The organism is Acinetobacter sp. LCT-H3 (assembly GCF_001866125.1).
Taxonomy (GTDB): Bacteria; Pseudomonadota; Gammaproteobacteria; order Pseudomonadales; family Moraxellaceae; genus Acinetobacter; species Acinetobacter schindleri.
In genome coordinates, this window is sequence record NZ_MODX01000007.1 from 21,763 (window position 1) to 43,159 (window position 21,397).

The 21,397-nt window shown below is 42.5% G+C and carries 19 protein-coding genes; 10 read left to right on the forward strand and 9 right to left on the reverse strand.

The genetic code is table 11. From position 1 onward, the window contains the following. Window positions 1-21: 21 nt before the first annotated feature. The 4 genes from BK820_RS05465 to BK820_RS05480 are packed head-to-tail and all read right to left on the reverse strand — an operon-like array spanning window position 22 to window position 4,803. Window positions 22-1,116, reverse strand: coding sequence for an ABC transporter permease (locus tag BK820_RS05465; RefSeq protein WP_071320343.1), 1,095 nt, complete (start codon window positions 1,114-1,116; stop codon window positions 22-24). Further along, window positions 1,113-2,243 (reverse strand): ABC transporter permease, encoded by a 1,131-nt coding sequence (locus tag BK820_RS05470; RefSeq protein ID WP_071320344.1) that lies wholly within the window; start codon window positions 2,241-2,243, stop codon window positions 1,113-1,115. The genes BK820_RS05465 and BK820_RS05470 overlap by 4 nt, the downstream gene beginning before the upstream one ends. Beyond that, window positions 2,243-3,328 carry an HlyD family secretion protein gene (locus tag BK820_RS05475; protein ID WP_071320345.1) on the reverse strand — a complete coding sequence of 362 codons (1,086 nt, stop codon included), beginning with the start codon at window positions 3,326-3,328 and terminating at the stop codon, window positions 2,243-2,245. Before BK820_RS05475 ends, BK820_RS05470 begins: the two co-directional genes overlap by 1 nt. Window positions 3,329-3,339: 11 nt before the next feature. Further along, a complete protein-coding gene (locus BK820_RS05480; protein WP_071320392.1) occupies window positions 3,340-4,803 on the reverse strand; it encodes a TolC family protein in 1,464 nt (487 codons plus the stop codon). 413 nt (window positions 4,804-5,216) lie between these two features. On the opposite strand from BK820_RS05480, the gene BK820_RS05485 reads away from it, so the two are divergent. Next, window positions 5,217-5,843, forward strand: a complete 627-nt coding sequence (locus BK820_RS05485; protein WP_228145418.1) for a hypothetical protein — start codon at window positions 5,217-5,219, stop codon at window positions 5,841-5,843. 145 nt (window positions 5,844-5,988) lie between these two features. Further along, complete coding sequence (gene serC, locus BK820_RS05490) at window positions 5,989-7,071, forward strand: 3-phosphoserine/phosphohydroxythreonine transaminase (protein WP_008302395.1); 1,083 nt, start codon at window positions 5,989-5,991, stop codon at window positions 7,069-7,071. Window positions 7,072-7,679: 608 nt separating this feature from the next. Here serC and BK820_RS05495 read toward each other — a convergent pair. After that, the gene (locus tag BK820_RS05495) at window positions 7,680-8,609 is read right to left on the reverse strand and encodes a hypothetical protein (protein ID WP_071320346.1); all 930 of its coding nucleotides are present in this window, start codon (window positions 8,607-8,609) and stop codon (window positions 7,680-7,682) included. Between the two features lie 229 nt (window positions 8,610-8,838). Here BK820_RS05495 and BK820_RS05500 point away from each other — a divergent pair, with 229 nt between their 5' ends. Continuing rightward, entirely contained in the window at window positions 8,839-9,342 is a 504-nt protein-coding gene (locus BK820_RS05500) for a YaiI/YqxD family protein (protein ID WP_163165409.1), read from the forward strand. Window positions 9,343-9,357: 15 nt separating this feature from the next. Next, window positions 9,358-10,260, forward strand: a complete 903-nt coding sequence (locus BK820_RS05505; protein ID WP_071320347.1) for a DMT family transporter — start codon at window positions 9,358-9,360, stop codon at window positions 10,258-10,260. Between the two features lie 10 nt (window positions 10,261-10,270). Here BK820_RS05505 and BK820_RS05510 read toward each other — a convergent pair whose 3' ends face one another. Continuing rightward, window positions 10,271-10,837: a PilZ domain-containing protein gene (locus BK820_RS05510; RefSeq protein ID WP_004815068.1), complete on the reverse strand. Its 567-nt coding sequence runs from the start codon at window positions 10,835-10,837 to the stop codon at window positions 10,271-10,273. 26 nt (window positions 10,838-10,863) lie between these two features. Between BK820_RS05510 and BK820_RS05515 the strand changes: the two genes are divergently transcribed. The 3 genes from BK820_RS05515 to BK820_RS05525 all read left to right on the forward strand — a co-directional run bounded on the left by BK820_RS05515 (window position 10,864) and on the right by BK820_RS05525 (window position 15,325). Then, the gene (locus BK820_RS05515) at window positions 10,864-12,099 is read left to right on the forward strand and encodes a lipoprotein-releasing ABC transporter permease subunit (protein WP_004815071.1); all 1,236 of its coding nucleotides are present in this window, start codon (window positions 10,864-10,866) and stop codon (window positions 12,097-12,099) included. Beyond that, window positions 12,092-12,775: a lipoprotein-releasing ABC transporter ATP-binding protein LolD gene (lolD, locus tag BK820_RS05520; protein ID WP_004815072.1), complete on the forward strand. Its 684-nt coding sequence runs from the start codon at window positions 12,092-12,094 to the stop codon at window positions 12,773-12,775. Before BK820_RS05515 ends, lolD begins: the two co-directional genes overlap by 8 nt. Before the next feature lie 96 nt (window positions 12,776-12,871). Beyond that, complete coding sequence (locus BK820_RS05525) at window positions 12,872-15,325, forward strand: DNA internalization-related competence protein ComEC/Rec2 (RefSeq protein ID WP_071320348.1); 2,454 nt, start codon at window positions 12,872-12,874, stop codon at window positions 15,323-15,325. Here BK820_RS05525 and BK820_RS05530 read toward each other — a convergent pair. Then, on the reverse strand, window positions 15,312-16,322 hold the full coding sequence (locus BK820_RS05530) for a lysophospholipid acyltransferase family protein (protein ID WP_034591971.1): 1,011 nt from the start codon (window positions 16,320-16,322) through the stop codon (window positions 15,312-15,314). The genes BK820_RS05525 and BK820_RS05530 overlap by 14 nt on opposite strands. Window positions 16,323-16,450: 128 nt before the next feature. Here BK820_RS05530 and sppA point away from each other — a divergent pair, with 128 nt between their 5' ends. Then, window positions 16,451-17,473, forward strand: coding sequence for a signal peptide peptidase SppA (gene sppA, locus BK820_RS05535; protein ID WP_004815079.1), 1,023 nt, complete (start codon window positions 16,451-16,453; stop codon window positions 17,471-17,473). Next, window positions 17,470-18,276, forward strand: coding sequence for an alpha/beta fold hydrolase (locus tag BK820_RS05540; protein ID WP_071320349.1), 807 nt, complete (start codon window positions 17,470-17,472; stop codon window positions 18,274-18,276). Before sppA ends, BK820_RS05540 begins: the two co-directional genes overlap by 4 nt. Window positions 18,277-18,332: 56 nt before the next feature. On the opposite strand, the gene purN is transcribed toward BK820_RS05540, so the two are convergent. Together purN and purM are read right to left on the reverse strand one after the other, a co-directional pair. Then, on the reverse strand, window positions 18,333-18,962 hold the full coding sequence (gene purN, locus BK820_RS05545; protein WP_071320350.1) for a phosphoribosylglycinamide formyltransferase: 630 nt from the start codon (window positions 18,960-18,962) through the stop codon (window positions 18,333-18,335). Between the two features lie 4 nt (window positions 18,963-18,966). Further along, entirely contained in the window at window positions 18,967-20,037 is a 1,071-nt protein-coding gene (purM, locus tag BK820_RS05550) for a phosphoribosylformylglycinamidine cyclo-ligase (RefSeq protein WP_004892154.1), read from the reverse strand. A gap of 134 nt (window positions 20,038-20,171) precedes the next feature. On the opposite strand from purM, the gene cxpE reads away from it, so the two are divergent. Further along, window positions 20,172-21,392, forward strand: a complete 1,221-nt coding sequence (cxpE, locus tag BK820_RS05555) for a chloramphenicol efflux transporter CxpE (RefSeq protein ID WP_004815086.1) — start codon at window positions 20,172-20,174, stop codon at window positions 21,390-21,392. Window positions 21,393-21,397: the final 5 nt, after the last annotated feature.

A 21,397-nucleotide genomic window follows, 5' to 3' on the forward strand; every position in this document is an offset into this window, starting at 1 on the left:
TAGCTTAACAGGGTTCAAGCATTATTTAATGCGTAAGCATAGGCGATAATAGCCTAAGCTAAAGCAAAAAATTCCAACAATCAGCAGATAGGCGAGTTTCCCTAAAATCATGCTGGTCGGTACGCCCATCTGATTCAGTTGAATAAACATCTGTACGATCTGTGTGGAAGGTAAGGCCTGTCCAAACATTTGCATCCAGACGGGCATCGCAGCATGTGACCAAGCGACTCCGGACAGCATAAATAAGGGAATTGAGGTAAAGACAATAACATGTCCGGCACGCTCTGGCATATCCAGAAAACTGGCGAACAGGGTCGTGATGCCGATTATGCAGAATACAAAAACCGGAACAGCCAGCAGCATGCCCCAGAAATTCCCGCCACGTGGATAGTCAAACAACCAGAAGGTGAAACCAAACAGGTAGTAGCACCCCAGACAGCCAATGGTCAAAATTGCCAGACTGATTCCACATAAGGTCGTCAAATTGATCACCTGTTTATTTTCACGATACAGCGCAATCAACATGCTGAGCCCCAGAAAAATCGTCTGATGAATAATCAGTGGGGCAACCGCTGGAAATACATAGCTTCCATAGCCAGAAAGTGGATTAAATAGTGGAATCTGGTGAATCGATAGGGCAGGAGAGAAATGCGAAATTTCGCTAAAGCGTTCTGCATATTCACTTAAGGTATTTTCGACAGAACCAACCAGGCCTAAACCGATCTGTTTGGTAATCAGGAAATTCGCTGCACTTAAATACAGCCCAATCCCGCCATTTTCACCGTGTCGAATGGATTGTGAAAGGTTGTCTGGTAATAACAAAATCCCGTCAGCCTTTTGAGCCTCCACCCACTGTTTGGCCTCCGCAAAATTTCCGGTAACTGCCTTGATCTGTACATTCGGGCTTTGGCTAACATGACTGATAATAGTATTGGTTAAGTCGCTTTGCTCTTCATCGACAATAATAATGGGTAAGGCTTCTGCGTGTTCAGCCTTATATGCCATTGGATAGAAAAAGCTGTAAAACAGTACAGATAGGATTAACGTAGTAAAAATACTGGTATTGCTAACAATATCTTTAAAAGTTTTACAGAAAGCGGCCCAGAGTGCTTTCATGTGGACACTCCTTTCACTATTTTCTTTAAAAATACATAGGCCAATACAGCATAAAGCACCACATAGGTAGTCAGTATGAATATTGGTTGAGCTGAGAGATATAAGGGACTACCAATCACCCATTGTTCAGTCTGTAATTTGGCATAAGGTGTATAGGGAATAATATTGGCCCAGAGCTGGGTAAACAGTGGTGCATTATTGAGAGGCAATGTGACACCGGCGAAGCTGAGCGATGAGCCACCATACACTGCCAGCAAACCAAAAGATTTGGTTAGATCCTGCGTTGCCAGTACGACCGCGCTACTGATAAAGGCATAGGCACTATAGAATAGGACTTGTGCCAATAAAATCAGCCATAATGAACCAGCAATAAACCAACCACGAAACTCCACCATCCACAGCATCCAGACCCAGGTCCAGAAACAGAAAATTGCGACATAGACCAGATTTTTAGACAGTAATGCTGACCAGAGATTTTGTCCATTAATCCAATGATTAAAAGTATGACGCTTGATTTCCTGTCCTACAGCAAATGCTACACAGCAGCACAATAACAAATGCAAAATTGCCGGAACCATATAAGGTTCCAGATAAAATTCATAATTTAATTGCGGGTTATACAGCGGGGAAATTTTAATATTAGGTGTCGGTACCTCCAGATAAGGTAGGGTATTACCCAGATACTGCCTGCCAGTAAATTCCGCCATTGCCTGAAGCGTGCTCAATAACATAGCCGAAGAAATGGTATTGCCAATACTAAAATAGCTCTGATTAAAGGCAATACTAATTTCAGCATCCTGGGCTGTGACTAATCGTTGTTCTGCGCCCGCAGGAATATGGATATAACCCCAGATTTTATTCTGATTCAGCAGTTTTTCTACTTCAATGGTCTGATCAGAAACGATATATATCTGTAGGGTATGATTTAGCGATAAATGATTATAAATCTCGGTACTCAGGCGGCTTTGATCCTGATCAATAATCGCAATCGCTAAATGATCGGGCTTGCCTTGAGCAAACATGCTGCCGAGTAAAATCAAAATGCAGGCAGGGGCAAGTACAACCAAGGCCAGATCCCATTTTTCCCTGAGTAAATAGCACAGTTCGCGCCGGATACCTGCCCACATTATTTTGAAGACTCTTGCAGCTTAAACAGCACACTCATGCCAACTTTCAGTTCAGGAATTGTAGTCGCTGGTACAAGGTGGACTTTGAAGCTGCGAACATCATAGCCACCAGTCTGACGTGTGGTTTTAATGGTGGCAAATTCACCCTCAGCACTAATACTTTTTACTTTAAATATTGCGTTTTTATTAAGTGCCGGAATAAAACCCTCGAGCTGCTTTTGTTCACCTAGGGAAGCATATTGGTCTTCACGAATATTCACACTGACCCAGCGTTCTGCCGAAATCAAACTGACCACAGGTACTGCGGTTGCAACCAGCTCAGAGAGATTGCCATAGGTTTTAGATACTGTACCATCAATAGGCGCCAGTAGTTCAGTCTCTGCTTCCAGGGCACTGGCTTCAGCGACTGCTGCACGGGCAATGTCGACCTGTGCATCTGCTGAAATTTTCTGTTCTGGGGTGCTGCCACGTTTAGCGCGGATATATTGCTGATAAGCAGCTTCAGTCATCTGGGAGGCAGACTGTGAGGCAGCAAATAGCTCATCTCGGCGTTGACGGGAAATTACACCTTCTTGAAACAGGTTTGCACCGCGCTGATAAGAGGTTTTTGCCAACTGTTCCTGTGCTTTGAGAGACTGCCAGTTGGCATACAGTGAAGCGACATTTTCTTCTTGTGATCCGCGTTCGGCTGTCGATTGTAAGGCTAAGGCAGATTGCAAGCTTGCTAATGCCTGCTGTTTTTTCGCTTCTATTTCAGGACTATGCAACTTAACTAATACCTGACCTTGCTTGACGTCATCACCTTCCTGCACATAAATTTTTTCAATCCGGCTTGGAACTTTGGTCGCGACCTGTACGGTTTCAGCCTCAACCCGACCTTGCAGTTCGATGTCTTTAGGTTGATAAGTTTTCCACAAGCCAAAGCCAATTAAAACCAGGATGACTGGAATTAGACCTAACAGCAGGTATTTCTTGGTAGATTTGTCCTGTTTAGTTTCAGCAGGACTTTCTTTGGGTGAATCGATGTGATTCATTTCTGAAGCCGGTTCATCAACAGGAAATTCTGGCTTTTGTTCATCAGTCATGTTTGGCTCCATTAACGAATATAGTGAGTATTGGCATGTTGCATATAGTCTGGAAATTCAGTAATTGAGCCATGGCTTTGCAATAAAGTGGCAAGTGACATGATGTATTTATAGGCATTCAGGGCCATTTCAGCTTTCAGGCCACTCAACATATTTTGCGCATCAATTACCTGAGTCGCGGTGCCAACATCTTCCTTAAAAGACAGTTCCTGAATACGCAGATTTTCTTGTGCTGCTTTCAGGTTTCGTTGTAATAACAGATCACTTTGCTGGGCGCTGACCGCCTCACTAAATGATTTATAAATCAGGCTCTCAATTTCCTGCTGGGTACGTGCCGTCATCAATTCTGCTGCATGGCGCTTCAGTTCGGCAGCCTGAATATTCTTGTTTTTATCAATGCCGGAAAATAAGTTATAACGTGCTGCAACGCCGACAATCCAGTTCTGGTTTTCATCCAGGCTATATTCACCAAAGGCAAATACATTGGGTCTTTTTGTTGCCTGCTGGGCTTTAACATTGGCTTTGGCCAGCTCAGTATCCATTTTCATTTTTTTAATAAGCGGAGAGTTCTGGCTAAAACTGCTGAGCAGAATATTTACATTTTGAGGTTCTGCACGATTTACAAATAAAGGTGTGCTCAGTTCGGTAATATGGCTGTCCTGTAGAAAGTTATTCAGCTGGAATAAGGCAGCATTCAGATTCGCCTGAGTATTTTGTTGTGTTCGATCAGCATTGTTGCGCGCCACTTCAAACTGCATACGCTGACCCTTACTGATGAATCCCTGCTGTTCCATTTTCAGCGCATTACGGTAATGTTGCTGCATGGCATTTGAATTAAAACGTGCGGCTTCCAATAACTGTTTTTGCAGTTGCACATTAAAATAAGTCTGAATCAGTTCAAGGCGTTGTGTATCCTGCTGTTGCTGGTTGCTCAATTCACTGCGTCCCGCCTGAATACTGGCTATTTCTTTGGCACTACGGGTAAGTCCGCCGGTATAAAGTGGCATCATCACTGAAATAGTAGGGCGAATAACTTCATCTCTAAGTACAACATTGGATGAATCTGGAATTAAACCAACACCATCCTGAATAGGTTGCTTCAAGCTTTCTTTAAGCGGGTCGGCAATAGCCTGGTCTAAATTAAACTCATCAATTTTATTATTTAAGCCATTAGTAAGTGACTGCTCAAGGTTATTTTTAACAGCACCTAAAGGAATGTCTAATTCATTACGAAAGGCATAAGCACGGACATTCAGATCAACCCGTGGCAGACCAATGCCTTTAACCGCTTCTGCTTCCAGGTTTGCAGCCTGTTCCAGATTCTGGAAAGCCTGACTGGTATAGGAACGTTGCAGCAGTTGTCGTTCTGCATCCTGAAAGCTGATAGTTTGTGCATAGGTAAAGACGCCATACATCATGGATGCAAGTACAGACAGACTCCAGTAAACACATCGTTTATTTTTCTTCATATTCATAAAGTAGAGATGCAAAATCATATTAAATCAGTTTTATGAGTATTATAAGTCAAGTGCTTGTAGGTTAGGAGAAAAGGAAAGTTGTAATAGTGTTGTAATCACGACTTGTAGGAATCATTTATATAAGAAGCAAATTCTGTGGTTAATATCGAAATATATATTTTGTGTAAAATATAAACATAAATATTGAGATTGATTCTAAAAAATGGATAAAAAACATTAGAAAATTTAGCAGAATTCATATGTGGAACAAATGAAGAAATATATCCGGTTTATCGAAAAGGTTCAGATCTAACTTCTTTTTTCATAGTGTAGGTATACCTGTTTATCATGATGGATCAACACGTGCTAAATGGGTATTTGAGCAACTTGTAAGTTGTAGTAAAAGTCAGCTAGCTGATGTTTTAAAAAGATTGGCTTCTCCAAAAGAATATAGTGGAAATCATTCAAAAGTAATAAGTGCATTAAGACTTCTTAACAAAATTTTGTATATAGAAGGCTTCGAAATTTATCTGGAAGAAATTGAACCCAAGTTTAAAAAAATACAAATAAATTTTAGTGAGAAGATTGAACCTGAATTCAAGCCAATCCCTAGACCCAATTTTCTAGTATTAGGTTTAGAACCTGGTGTAGGAAAAATTCTTGATTATAGATGGGACGAAATCCAACGTTGTATCGAAGCTGATGCTAATTTATCGGCGGTAATTCTTATGGGAAGCTTATTGGAAGGATTACTTTTAGGAGTAATTCATAAAAACATTAAGCTTGCTAATCAAGCATATTCAGCTCCTAAAACCCGAGAAGGAAAGGTTAAACCTTTTTCAGAATGGAAATTGAGTGAAATGATTGATGTTGCTCATTCATTAGGTTGGATTGAAATTGATGTAAAAAGATTCTCCCATTCTCTCAGAGAATTTAGAAATTTAATTCATCCTTATGAACATATGATATCGAATTTTAATCCTAATAAAGATACTACTAGTATTTCTTGGTTGGTTGTTCAGGCCGCTATAAACGATTTAACGAAAACTTTAAGTTAACAGTAGAAATTAAATTTATCCCTCGAATCTACATTGATTTTTTGACTCTATCTTCATTCATGGATTGAAATAATTTTGTGCAAGCTAAGCCCAGATATGGTTAAATGCCATCATTTTATTGTGTTTCACTCTGAAAGGAAAAATCATGCGCGCGTACAACTTCTGTGCTGGTCCTGCTGCATTACCTACTGCCGTTCTTGAAAAAGCTCAAGCTGAAATGCTCGACTGGCAGGGCAAGGGTCTTTCGATCATGGAAATGAGTCACCGTAGTGCAGACTACGTCGCAGTTGCTGAGAAAGCAGAAGCAGATCTACGCAAACTCATGAACATTCCTGAGAACTATAAAGTATTGTTCTTACAGGGTGGTGCATCGCTACAGTTCTCTGCAATTCCGTTGAACTTGTTAGGTAAAAACAACAAGGCTGACTATATCCATACTGGTATCTGGTCTGAAAAAGCACTGAAAGAAGCAAAACGCTATGGCGACATCAATGTCATTGAAGCAGGTACTAAAACTGCTGACGGTAAATTAGCGATTACTGAGCAAAGTACCTGGAACCTGTCAGATGCTGCTGCTTATGTGCACTATGCAGATAACGAAACGATTGGTGGCCTGCAATTTGCCCATATTCCTGAAACTGACAAGCCATTGGTATGTGATTTCTCTTCAAGCATTTTATCTGCGCCAATCGATGTAACTAAATTTGGTCTGATCTATGCCGGTGCACAAAAGAATATTGGTCCTGCTGGTCTGACGCTGGTCATTATCCGTGAAGATCTATTGGATCAAGCGAAACCGGAAATTCCAAGCATCCTGAAATATGCAGATCAAGCGAAAAACGGCTCTATGGTGAACACTCCATCAACTTATGCCTGGTACCTGTCAGGTCTGGTATTTGAATGGTTGTTAGAGCAGGGCGGTGTAGACGCAATTTATAAAGCTAACCTCGCAAAAGCTGAACTACTGTATGGTTATATCGACTCTAGCGATTTCTATGCAAACCCGATTGCCAAAGAAAACCGTTCAATGATGAACGTGCCATTTACTTTGGCGAAACCTGAACTGGAAAAACAGTTCCTGAAAGAAGCTGAAGAAAATCATCTGTTGAACCTTGCAGGTCACCGTTCAGTAGGTGGTATGCGTGCAAGTATCTACAATGCGGTTCCGCTTGAAGGTGTTCAGGCACTGGTAAAATTCATGGATGAGTTTGCAAAACGCAATGCTTAAATCCAGCATGCAAAAAAACCCAGCTCAGGCTGGGTTTTTTTATCTTCCGATTCTGAAAATTAAAACACGAAAAGATGAAGTAGAAAGGCGCAGATCAGCATGCCCAAGGCAAAAAACAAGCATGACATTATGTCAATGTCATAGCTCGAGCGAAGATGATGCCCGACTTGATTTAAATTTTCTTCCTGTACGATTTTCATAGATATTATTGTCCGATCTATTTATCGTTAATTACTATTTGTTATGAGCCTTTTTATCATAAAAAATTGGTTAAATAAAGTACATTTTTAATTTAACTGCATAAAGTTATTATTTTTTTCATCCATTAAATAAATCTACCTATTAATCCTGCAAAAGCAAGAAGCACTGTTTACAAGGTATTGCTAATATCATAAATAATATTCGTTATTTTAAAAAATGAATTTATTTGAATCTAAAATTGTGGATAAGTGATTAATTTATGAATTCATAAAGTGTATTTAGAAGAGTAAGCTGGGGATAAAATAATCAGCTCAATAAAATCGTTAATGAAAATCTTTATTTAAAAAAACAGGAGATATTCAACGGATGTGAATATCTCCTGTTTTTGAATTTAAACTATAAAATTTTTAGGCTTTGCTATAAATGTTGGCCTGAATCCATAGATTGCCACGGATATATTGCCCGATACTAAAGTCTTTATGTGCTGGATTGCGTGTAGCAACACGGAGCAGGGTGGCAGGGCGACCTTCATCATGAATCAGGGTGACATCATAAAGAGTGTATTCCTGATCCATAAATTGCATTGAAGTCTTACCGACAATATTGCCCTGGAACCAGGCTTCATCTTCCTGACCAATGGTTTCACCATAGAGGTAAGCCACCATTTTAGAGAAATCTACAGTAACCGGAGCTTTATCATCTTCAGATTTAGGTTCCCACGCATCAATCTGTTCCTGCAGATTTTCTGGTGCAATGCCATTGTTGGCTGCCAGAATATCATTCAGCGCACGGTGGTGCTTGATTGAAGCCGGATCATCGACAATCAGATGTTCATGTTCCGCTACAGGCTCGAGTTCATAAGCCCAGGCATTCAGATTCACCAGATAATTTTGATCTTTATCGTATTGTGTATGATTGACGCTATACAGACTGTCAAACGCATACACAATATTGTTCAGACCCAGATTCAGGCGTAATACGGCTTGAGTATTGGACTTGCAGCTGATAATCCGTTCAATTTGTGCCTTCACTTTATAAGGACTGTCGAAGCATGGAAAAGCGGTTTTCACAGCTTTGGGTTTATTGCTTTCCACCTCAATGATCTGGCTTAACTGCACCGTGGCCTTGCTCGGACCCTGAATCAGCCAGGTGTTTTCATCCATATCGCATTCTTGTTTGCAGAGACCCATCGGCATGACCGGGGCATCAAGTGCCTGAGTTAACCACTTCGGTACATCGGTACCTGGATTGTCTGTAAGGAGATTCCAGTGTTCAACATGACTACCGAAGTTTTGATCATCGATAGTGATGATCTCAGGACTATTTGAATTTTTCATATGCACAATTGATCTGGGATTGCTTATTTATAGTTAATCGAGGGTCATTCTGATTTTTCAAGTCAATCAGATGAATTTTAAAATTAAATTGCCATCAGATTCTTGTCAATTCTTATTCGCAGTCTAGAGATCAGCATAGTTGTAATTGTCCAAAGGGTGTACCAAACATGGTCATATCAAAAGGGTATAAAGAAAACCGGAACGATGAGCACTGCATTTGCTAGAATAGATGACATTCATTTCTATCCCGGACCCATGCGTGTTGCCATTTAAACTTTGGGTAGATGCCGATGCATTACCCCGTATTCTTAAAGATGTCATTATTCGCGCTTCAGACCGTTATCAGCTTGAAGTGACTTTTGTAGCAAACCAGCCTGTAGGGATCACTCCTTCAATTCGTATTAACTCGATTCAGGCACTCAGTGGTGCCGATGCGGCAGATCAGGAAATTGTAGATCGCATGAATGAACATGACATCGTGATTACCCAGGATATTCCGCTGGCGGCACAGGTCATTGAAAAAGGTGGTATTGCCATTCATCCACGAGGTGAAATCTATACCACGGCGAATGTCAAAGCGCGTCTGCATTTACGTGATTTTATGGATACGCTGCGTGGCGCAGGGGTACAAACTGGCGGACCGCCACCAATTTCTGAGCGTGATAAACGCGAGTTTTCCAGTTCACTCGATCAAACCATTCAAAAGCAAAAGCGTAAAACAGCTGCAAAATAACGAGAAAATTTTCAAATGCCCAAACAAAGTAACCTGATGGTAACCTATGCCTTACTGGTTTTCATCTGGTCCACCACACCACTGGCAATTGTCTGGAGTGTGGAAGATCTACATCCAATGTGGGCATTGGCAATCCGGTTCTTTCTGGCTCTGCCTTTGGCTTTGGGACTACTTTGGCTGTTTAAAACCCGGTTACCATTTGATCGTGTTTCCTTGCACAGCTATCTGGCAGGGGCCTGCAGTTTTATCGGCTCGCAGACCTTTACCTATTGGTCTACAGACTATCTTAGCTCCGGTATCATTGCCCTGATGTTTGGTCTTTCACCTGTGATTTCCGGCCTGATTGGGCGCTTCATGTTTGGGATGCATCTTTCTCTCAATCAATGGCTAGGGATGACAATTGCCTTAACAGGACTTTCCACCATTTGTCTGGGGGATGCGGATCAGCATATTCAACCTGTAGGGATTGTGATTGCGCTGTTTGGTGTGCTGGTTTATTGCATGTCCATGTATTGGGTGAAAAAGATTAATGCGCCAATTGACCCGATGGCACAGGCAGCAGGCTCGATTGGCTTGTCGGTAATCTTCTCTATCGGTATGCTGCCTTTTATCTGGCAATATGCGCCCACTGCCATGCCACATGCCAAGAGCCTATTTGGATTAGGGTATGCCGTGATAATGGCTTCGCTGATTGCGATGTTCTGTTATTTTAAACTGGTGCAGAAGATCAAACCGACTACCTTGTCGCTTACCAATGTATTGACACCGATGTTGGCACTAATGATAGGCGCTTTACTAAATAATGAAAAATTGCCCCTCATTGCTTTGGTGGGGGTCGTAATTTTATTGTCTGGTCTTGTTGTATATTTCCTGAAAGAAATTCGGGCGAGTATTCAGGCCCGTCATAAAAATCAATAATTTAGTCAGATTATGGAATTTCGTAAGCTTTCACACATTCGCTAATTTTTGCCCGGTCCTGTGGATGTAGAGTAATGAAATAAGCCCCAGTGCGGAATTGACCATTATCTTCGGCACGGCTATAAACCACTTGCGCTGTCGCTGCAATATGGAAGAAGTTCTCCGGATGGCTTAAGGTCAGGTGAATATAGGTACCTTCCTTGATGAGATGTTTACTGAAAAAGCTTAAGCCAGACTCGGAAAAGTTCACGTCTTCAGGTACAGGTAACATGCTCTGTACAATTGAATCGTATAAAGACCCGGTGATCAGGTTTAATTTTTGGTTAAATAAGGATAAGATTCGAGCAATTTGTTGATCTTTTTCAGCTAATTGTTCTAATTCGTAGTTGAGTGCATGATCAAATTGATCTAACTCAGCAAGTAGTAGAAAATAGCGGGGCAATACGAAATTAGCATCGTAAGGATCATTTAAGGCTACATCATCGGAAATAATCTGATAATTAATTCGTAAGGCAGCATCGATGCGTGACATGACACGTCTTTCAGTAACTCCATGCTGATGCTGTAAATTTTCCATAATTTATTACCTCGGACTAGATGGTTATGTTCAAACCAATCTCGCTGTACATAGGGTTGAAATATACTCGCGCACGGCGCAGTAACCACTTTATTTCTTTTATCGCTTTAGTCTCTATGATCGGCCTCACGCTTGGTGTGGCAGTCCTCATTACAGTACTGTCTGTAATGAACGGTTTTGATCGAGAATTAAAAAATCGTGTCTTAGGAATGATACCTCAAGCCACTGTTTCTTCAACACAAATTTTAACAAATTGGCCTGAACTTGCAAAAAAAATTGAACAACATGAACATGTTCAAGGTGTTGCTCCATTTACCCAGTTACAGGGAATGTTGACTGCGCAAGGGCAGGTTGCCGGGATCATGGTCACAGGAATCGAACCAGATTATGAAAAGAATGTTTCTATCATTCAAAATCATATGGTTGAAGGCAGTATCGATCAGCTGAAAAAAGGCGAGTTCGGAATTGTGCTGGGCAAGCAGATGGCAGACTCAATGGGGGTCGGTTTAAACGACAGTATTACCCTGGTATTGCCGGAAGCCACGCCGTCACCTGCTGGTGTAGTGCCACGCTTTAAGCGCTTTAATGTGGTCGGAATATTCAGCATTGGTGCAGAAGTGGATTCAATGATGGGCTATATCGCCCTGAATGATGCGGCAACTTTGCTGCGTCTGCCAGATGGTGCGCAAGGGATCCGCATGAAGCTGGATGATATCTTCCTGGCACCGCAAGTTTCACGTGATATTGTCATGAATTTGCCAGCAAACTTCTATGCTTCTGACTGGACTTATACTCACGGTAACCTGTTTAGTGCCATTCAGATGGAAAAGGCAATGGTGAGCTTGCTACTGTTCCTGATTGTCTTGGTCGCAGCGTTTAATATTGTCTCCTCTTTGGTAATGGTAGTAACTGACAAGAAATCGGATATTGCCATTTTACGTACCTTAGGTGCTTCACCTGCAACGATTACCAAAATCTTTATGGTGCAGGGAACTGTCATTGGTGTGATTGGTACCTGTGCCGGTGCAATTCTGGGTATCATTGCTGCGACTAGTATTAGTAGTCTGGTGGGCTGGCTGAACAATACTTTGGGTCTACATATGTTTGATGCCTACTTCATTAACTACTTGCCGTCTTATCTACGCTGGCAGGATGTAGTGCTGATTGTTGTGTTGTCATTGGTCTTAAGTTTTGTAGCAACAATCTATCCTGCGCTACGTGCAGCGAAGATTCAGCCTGCGGAGGCATTACGTTATGAGTAATATCATTCTAGATGCCCAGAATATTCAAAAATCTTTTACCGATGGTAAATCTACAGTTGAAGTGATCCGTGGTCTGTCTTTGCAGGTGCAGGCGGGTGAATTTGTTTCAATTGTTGGTTCAAGTGGTTCAGGCAAAAGTACTTTGCTGCATGTGCTCGGTGGTTTAGATCGTCCAACTTCGGGTCACGTGATGGTGAACGGCCAGCGTTTTGATACGCTGTCTGAAGCTGAGCGCGGTTATGTACGTAATGAGCACTTAGGCTTTGTCTATCAGTTCCACCACCTTCTGCCTGAGTTTACTGCACTTGAAAATGTCGCGATGCCACTGATGCTACGTAAGGGCAGCAAATTCAAGGAAGTGAAACAGCAAGCTGAGTATCTGCTGGAACGTGTGGGCCTAAGTCATCGTTTAACCCATAAACCGGGCGAGCTGTCTGGTGGTGAACGCCAGCGTGTGGCCATGGCGCGTGCCTTGGTGGGGAAACCAAAATTGATGATGGCCGATGAACCGACCGGGAATCTGGATCGTAAAACTGCGGTAAAAATATTTGAACTCCTGACCGAATTACGTCAGGAGTTCAATATGGCCATGCTGATTGTAACCCATGATGAGCAATTGGCTCAGTCAGCAGACCGTATTCTGCATATGCAGGATGGATTATGGGTGAATGACTGATATTGTCCTAAAAATATTGGAATAATCCTCTTTGATTGAAGCTCACTCCGGTGGGCTTTATTATTGCGTCATAAAATAACAATAAAAAGAAAAATCATGCTGCAATGGCTAGGTGTAGGCTGGATTCTTGGCTTGACAACAATGGGGTGGAATAAAGCTGAATACCAGTTATCAGCAGGATCAGTCTGCTTGATTATGCTGGTATGGCTGCTTATCTACCGGGTCATCCATTTAAGGCTGCATCATGTTTATCTACGTTTTATTTCTATTTTATTTTCCCTAAGTCTGAGCTTTTTATTAGCGCAGGGCTTTGCCAATCATGCTCTTAATCAGCGATTGCAATTTATCGAGAAAGAAGTTGGGCAGCGAGAAGTTATCGTTTATATCTCCCGGCTCAACAAAATAAATACCGCCAGTATTCAGCAATCCTTACAGGTATTACAGCCGAATGGGACGATAGTGCAGTGGCTGGGTTCTGTTAAACAGCAAGGACCAGTGCAGGCTGCGTTTAATATGTCAAATCAACTCCAGCTGGGACAGTATTATCGACTAAACGGGGAAGTACGACCGGCACATGCCTATGCCACGCCCGGTGTATTCGATGTAGAGAAATGGCACCTTGAGCAGAACCTGATGGCAGGATTTCGTATTCAACAGATTCAGCCTTTAACCCAGCAAGAAGTTTATGCACTCGGTTTTAGCCAGCATTTACGCCAACAGCAAAGTTTAAGATCCCAGCTACTTCTTTGGATTGAACAAAAACGATTAGAGTTAAGAGTATTTATTTACCAACAGCCAATACGAAACAAAGGATTGATGCTGGCTCTGCTAACGGGAGATGAGAGTTTACTAGATCCAGCAATTGAACAGCAGTTTCGCCGTTTCGGCATGAGTCACCTGCTGGCAATTTCTGGGCCGCATGTGGTGATTTTTGCACTGATATTCTGTGCGAGTTTACAGTTTTTGACAGCCAGGCTTTTTCCAGCTCTCTATCTGAAATGGCCCAGACAATATTACCTGAGTATACCTTTTTTACTTTGTGTCTTGCTGTACTGCGCCTTTGTGGGTTTTGAAATTCCGGCCCTACGTACCTTGTTGATCTGTGTAATGATCACGGCCAGTATCTGGTTGAGGCAGTATGTGCAACCTTTAAAGTTACTGATCTTAAGTGCAACAATATTACTGTTACTGGATCCTTTTAGTATTTTGTCCGCAGCTTTCTGGTTGTCTTATGGTGCCTGTTTTGTCTTGCTGCGAATTTATCAGACCATACAGCGACAACCACGAGATGTAATCCAAAGTCCAGGACAACGTCTATATTTTGCAGTAAAAGTTTTAGTCGAATCTCAGTGGAAAATTTTTGTCGCCTTATTTCCCTTAATGATTATTTTCTTTAAACAGCTGGCCTGGATCGCACCATTGAGTAATTTTTTCGCGATTCCCTGGATTGGTCTACTTATTGTGCCACTGGATATTATTGCTGCTCTATTTTTCTTCATTGTGGAACCATTCGCGGCACTGATCTTTCAAATGAACGATCTGATGATCAGTATGTTACTTGGTCTTTTAAATCTACTGGATCATCTGTTTTCACCTGAACTGATCCCGGTCGCTATGACACCATGGCTACTGATATTGAGTGTAGTTATTCTTGTAATTCTTTTTATACCGCGTGGAGCGGTACCTAAGTCATGGGCAGCGTGTGGACTGGTCCCCATCATGGCAATACCGCTTTATCATTCGCCATTTCAATTGCATGTGCTGGATGTGGGGCAGGGTCAAAGCATCTTTATCCGTCAAGGCCAACATAACATGATGGTGGATACTGGTGGTAATTATGATGAAAGTCGTTTTAGTATCGGTGAGCAGATTATTCTTCCATTTCTATCCGTGCAGGGAATATCTAAGCTTGATCAGCTGGTATTGACCCATTTGGATCAGGATCATAGCGGAGCTTATATGCATATCCGTGATCAACTTAAGGTTTCAGAGCTTATCGCCAGTGAACAGCCTGAACTGAATGAAAGTACTCAATTTAAATTATGTCAGCAGGGACAGTCCTGGAACTGGAATGAACAGGTTTATTTTCAGGTGTTATCACCGCGGTCAGACTCACTTAATCAGTTTAAACCTGATAAAAATGAAAATTCCTGTGTTATCCATGTACAAGTTAAAGATGCCTGGCCTTATCAGCATTTTTTACTGATGGGCGATACAGGCTGGCAAACTGAGTTTCATTTGCTAAGAGATTATCCGGATTTAAAAGTCGATGTGTTGATCTTGGGGCATCATGGTAGCCAGCACAGTTCAGCCTATCAGTTTTTACAGCATTACCGCCCCAAAATCGCGATTGCTTCTGCTGGGCGATTTAATCGTTATGGCCATCCCAGTCGATTGACTCAAGCACGATTACAAGCTTTAAATATTCCACTGTTAAGTACGCCAGAGCACGGTAGCGTCGAGTTTTTTATTAAAGAACAACAGATACACCTTGCATCTTATCGATCTAAATATAGATGGTTGCAGAGAGAAGATCTTAAGATTCAATAGCTGTATTCGTATTTAAAGTCTGTAAAGTTTCTGCTGCAAGTTTTGCCTGTTCATCCTGATAAGCCTGGCGCAGATCATTAATTTTAGCCAGTGCTTCATCCTGTGGAATGCGATAAATGGTGCCGCCCAGAGACTCATGCGCTTTAAAGCGTTTATAGCTCCAATGGTAGTGCTCCGGGTAACGATGAATCAATTCTTCCATTTTCTTGAAAATAATCTCGGTACCCTGATTCGGGGTAGAGTTATAGATTTGCTCATCGAGTGGCTCGAAGAATACATCAAAGCCTCCTTCAGTATTACGCATTGCAAAAAGGAACAGGCATTTTGCCTTGGTCTTTTGAATCAGTTTGGCGCTGAGGTTGCTTGAGCTGAGTGGTACACCAAAAAAAGGAATATATTCACCGCCTGCAGTTGGGGTATGGTCTGGAAGAATCACTGTCGTGCCGCCTTGTTTCAAGGCTTTAAAAATCTGACGAACGCCTGTTTCATCGGTGGGTAATAAGGTGGCCTGCTCACGACTCCGTGCCTCACGAACAAAGTTATCCACGGCAGGATCTTTGACTGGCTTGTACATAATGCTCATTTGAGTAAATTGAGCGAGATAAGCATTCATGATTTCCCAGGTACCAAAATGCGGCACAATCAGTACCAGCCCTTTATTTGCTGCAAGTGCTTCCTTAAGTAAATGTTGTCCTTCTACATGATGGATACGTTGAAGATTTTTTTCATTGCTCGAGCCCCAAATACTAAAGAACTCAAAATAAGACATCAATTCATTCCGGATTGAGGCACGCGTAATCTCTTCACGTTGCTGCTCTGAAAGCTCCGGAAGTGCAATTTTCAGATTAAAGCGAATAGTTTCTGAGGTCTTGGAAGTCTTCAATAGATTTACAATGCCCGCAAGACTGCTTGCCATCAATCTCGTAATTGGGAGCGGAAGTCGGCTGACGAATTTAAGCAAACCATAGGTTGAATTCTTTGAGCTTTGTGCAGTCATTGAATTGATATTAAGAGCAATGGGAAGGAATAATTGAAATTTATTATAGGATAAAACTGCTGGTTTAGACAGAAATACTCAAATCGGTGTATATAATGGGCACAATATAATTATGTGTTGGATTGTTTATGTCCGATTGGCCACCAAAACCTGAAAATCAAATACAAAATACGCCACAACCTCAGCAACCGACAGGACCTGAGTGGAAACTGCTTGAAAAAGCGGTACTTGCCTCTGTAGAAGAGCAGCGCCGCGCACGTCGTTGGGGGATCTTTTTTAAATTCCTGACGTTTGCCTATTTGCTGTTTATTATCCTTGCCATGGGCAAAAGCTGCAGTACAGCATCGACTGATGCCACTAAAACATCAGATGAGCATCTGGCGGTGGTTGATATTATTGGCACGATTGCATCAGACAAGCAAAGTGTGAATAGTAACAACACCATCAAGTCGCTGAAGAAAGCTTATGCAAGTAAGCAGGCGAAAGCAGTGGTTCTGAATATCAATTCTCCAGGTGGTTCACCAGTGCAATCTGATGAAATCTGGCAGGAAATTCAGTACCTGAAAAAGCAGTATCCGCAGAAAAAGCTGTATGCTGTAATTGGTGATACTGGCGCTTCGGGTGCTTATTATATTGCTTCTGCTGCAGATGAAATTATTGTCAATCCATCGAGTCTGGTCGGTTCAATTGGCGTAATCATGCCGAACTATGGCGTGAGTAACCTGATGCAGAAACTGGGTGTGGAAGACCGTACCATGACTTCGGGTGAAAATAAGGCACTACTTTCGATGACCCAGCCAGTTGATGCTGCACAGAAAGCCCATGTTCAAGGTGTGTTGGATAATGTGCATGCTCACTTTATCAATGCAGTGAAACAAGGTCGTGGAGCAAAGCTTAAATCAACTGATCCTGCAATTTTCTCTGGTCTGTTCTGGACGGGTGAACAGGCAGTACAATTAGGTATTGCTGACCGTACCGGTAGCTTACAAACCCTGAAGCGTGAGCTGAAAACTGATAAAGCCTTGAACTACACCGTTGAATACAGCCCATTTGAGTCTATCTTGGGCCGTATGGGGGCTTCCCTAGGTGAAGGTATTGCCAGCTCGGTCGCTCAGAAACTCAGTACTGAAAGTCAGACCAAACTGCAATGAAGCCAATTATTCATTTTGCGCACGCGAATGGCGTGCCTTCTCGTGTCTATCAGAAACTGTTTGATGGACTAAAAGATGAGTATGACATTATCTATGTGCCGTTGCTGGGTCCAGATAAACGTTATCCGATTGATAATCATTGGAATAGCCTGACCCAGCAAGTAATCGACAGTATCGTACGCCAAGCACAAGGTCGCCAGGTGATTGGTCTGGGGCATTCGCTAGGTGGAGCCTTAACCATGATGGCTGCTCGTCAACGGCCCGAACTGTTCGAGCAGGTGATCATGCTGGACCCACCTTTGATTATGGGACCGTCTTCATTGATGCTGCATATGGCAAAAGTATTCAAGCTAAAGGCTGTGGATACGATGTCACCTGCTGCTTTATCTTTACGCCGTCGTGATCATTGGGAATCCCGTGAGCAGGCAGCAGAATTACTACGTTCAAAAGGCTTTTATAAAGATTTTGATCAGGATTGTTTTCAAGCCTATATTGATCATGCCTTGAAAGATGACCCAGTGCGGGGTGGGGTTGAGCTGACCATTCCCAAAATGGATGAAGTGAATATCTTTCGTACCAATCCATCCTTATGGTGGTTACCGCAAGCAAAGGTCAAACTGCCGATGCATCTTGTTGTAGGTGATGAAAGCCTGTTTCATAAACGACAGTTTCCAAGATTGGTCCAGAAGAAGTTTGGTATTCCCTTTACGGTAACTCTAGGTGGACACATGTTTCCTTTAGAAAGACCGTATGAAGTCGTCGGTCTGATCAAGCAGCTCATCGCAGAGCAGTCTTTAAAGTGAAAAATGAATCATAAAAAAACGCACCCTCGGATGCGTTTTTTTATGCAGTGTATTCTTTAGAATTTGCAGAATTGAACCGGTTCCTGCATTAACTGACCACAATACATCACGCCAGCAGCAGTATGCTGAATGGCACCTGTACAGATCCACTCCACCACTTGCGGGTAAATCAAATGTTCCAGTACATGAACGCGCTGAGCTAAAGAGTGTGTCGTATCTTGATGAGACACTTTTAAAATACCTTGAGCCAGGGCCTGACCAGCATCCAGTTCAGCGGTTACATAATGTACGGTACAGCCATGCAAGGTATCACCAGTATTCAGCACCCGTTGATGCGTGTGCATACCTTTGTAATTCGGCAAGAGAGAAGGATGGATGTTCACCATTTTACCTTCCCAGGCTTTAACAAATTTTTCACTTAAAATTCGCATAAAGCCTGCCAGTATCACTAAATCCACATCCCAATCTAACAGTTGCTGATGCATTACATCATCAAAGGCTTCACGATTCGGATACTGCTTGTGTTCAATGACTGCAGTCTGAATTCCAGCTTTTTGCGCACGCGCTAAAGCATAAGCTTCAGGCTTATTGGAAATTACGCCGACAATTTGCCCTGACAGATTGGCATCAATCAAGGCTTGCAGGTTAGATCCACTGCCTGAAACAAGAACAGCAATTTTAATCATGCGATTATGCGAAAATTACACGGATTTTTTCATCAGCGCCTTCTACAGACTCGGCATTGTCCGCAATGTGACCCATCGTCCATGCTTTTTCGCCAAGGCTGTTCAGTACGTCTACAGTCTTGTCTGCATCTGCTGCGTCAACAACAAGTACCATACCTACGCCGCAGTTAAATGTACGATACATTTCAAACTGTTCTACACCACCTTCGCGTTGAAGAAGCTTGAATAGTTCAGGCCATTCCCAAGAAGACTCATTCACAACTGCTTGAGCCCCGTTTGGAAGTACGCGAGGCAGGTTACCTGGCAAACCACCACCAGTGATGTGTGCCATTGCATGCACATCTACCTGTTTAAGTAATTCAAGAATCGGTTTTACATAAATACGTGTTGGTTCCATTGCTACGTCAGCAAGTGGTCGACCATCGATGATCTGGTTTAAATCAACGTTTTTCACGTCAAGAATTTTACGAAGTAGTGAGTAACCATTTGAGTGTGCACCTGAAGATGCAACACCAACTAGCACATCGCCTGCTTTAACTTTAGAGCCATCAATAATTTTACTTTGCTCAACAACACCCACACAGAAACCTGCAAGGTCGTAGTCTTCGCCTTCATACATGCCTGGCATTTCAGCAGTTTCACCGCCAACCAATGCACAACCAGCAAGTTCACAGCCAGCACCAATGCCAGTAACAACATTTGCTGCGACATCAACATTCAAGTGACCAGTTGCATAGTAATCCAGGAAGAACAGTGGTTCAGCACCACAAACGAGAAGGTCGTTTACACACATTGCAACCAGATCCTGACCAATTGTGTCATGACGGTTCAAATTCAATGCTAAACGTAATTTTGTACCAACACCATCAGTGCCAGATACGAGAACAGGTTCTTCATAACCTTTAGGGATTTTACAAAGTGCACCAAAGCCACCAAGACCGCCCATAACTTCAGGACGTTTAGTGCGCTTAGCGACGGACTTGATTCGGTCGACTAACGCGTCTCCCGCTTCAATATCGACACCTGCATCTTTGTAGCTTAAACCAGTGTTTGGGGTAGAAGTTGAGTTGCTCATAATGAAGTCTCCGCATTCGCGGCGCTGATTATACCCGAATATACGAAACTCTTATGTTATTTATGTCCTAAAATGCTATCTTTATTCAAATATTTTACTTTTTATAATGATTAATAGAGAAAAGGCAAGACTTTATGGTAGATCGTACCTTACGTCGCATTTTTATCTTGGCTGGTATCGCCTTGATTATTTGGGTGTTATACCTGCTTAAGCCTGTTGTTGTTCCATTTGTCGGCGCATTTTTTATCGCCTATCTATTTAGTCCTTTGGTTGATCGTTTACATCGTATTGGTCTGCCGCGCTGGCTCTCTATCAGTATTGTTTTTATCGGGATCGGGGTGGTGCTGACCCTAGCCATGTGGTACTTGGTGCCGTTGGTGTGGAAACAGTTAATGTATGCCCGCGACAGCATTCCTGCTGGAATTCACTGGGTCAATTATACTTTCCTGCCGTGGCTGTCTGATACCTTTAATCTCGTGCCAATGGAAATTGACACCAACCAGATTTCCAGTGTGGTCATGGATTATGTCCAGACCAATTATAGTGCCGACAGCATTCAGGCAATGGCCTTGAAATTGGCACAATCAGGGATCAGTTTTATTCAGATTGGTGGAACAATTGTTCTTATTCCTATCATTGCTTTTTATTTCCTGCTCGACTGGGAACGCATGCTCGACAGCATGCGCCGACTCATTCCACGTCCATACGAGCGTAGTACTTTGGAAGTTGTTGGTGAATGTCACGAAGTTTTGGGTGCATTTGTGAAAGGACAATTTCTGGTCATGGTATTACTAGGCGTTGTTTATGCCGTCGGTTTACAATTAATTGGCCTGGAAATCGGCCTGATCATCGGGATGGTCGCAGGCCTGTGCAGTATTATCCCGTATCTGGGTTTTGCAGTTGGGATTATTGCAGCAGTAGTGGCGACTTTATTCCAGTTTGGAATTGACTGGTGGCAACTGGTTCTAGTGGGTATTGTATTCATGGTAGGTCAGGCGGTAGAAGGCTATATCCTGCAACCATTCCTGCTTGGCGATAAAATAGGCTTGTCACCAGTCGCTGTGGTATTTGCCGTATTGGCAGGTGCTCAACTGGCAGGATTCCTGGGTATGCTGATTGCCTTGCCAGTCGCTGCGGTGATCGTTGTATTGCTGCGTCATGCGCGTGAATTCTATGAAAAAAGTGCACTCTACGATAATAGAACCCTCATCATCCAAAAAGCCTCTACTGGCTCTATCAATATTGAAACTCCTAATGTAGATGTAGATATTGACCTGAAATCACCTCATGAGAAAGCACTGCAAGCAGATGAAAAATCGAGTAAGATTGAAAAAACCCAGCTTAAAGATGGATAGGCCAA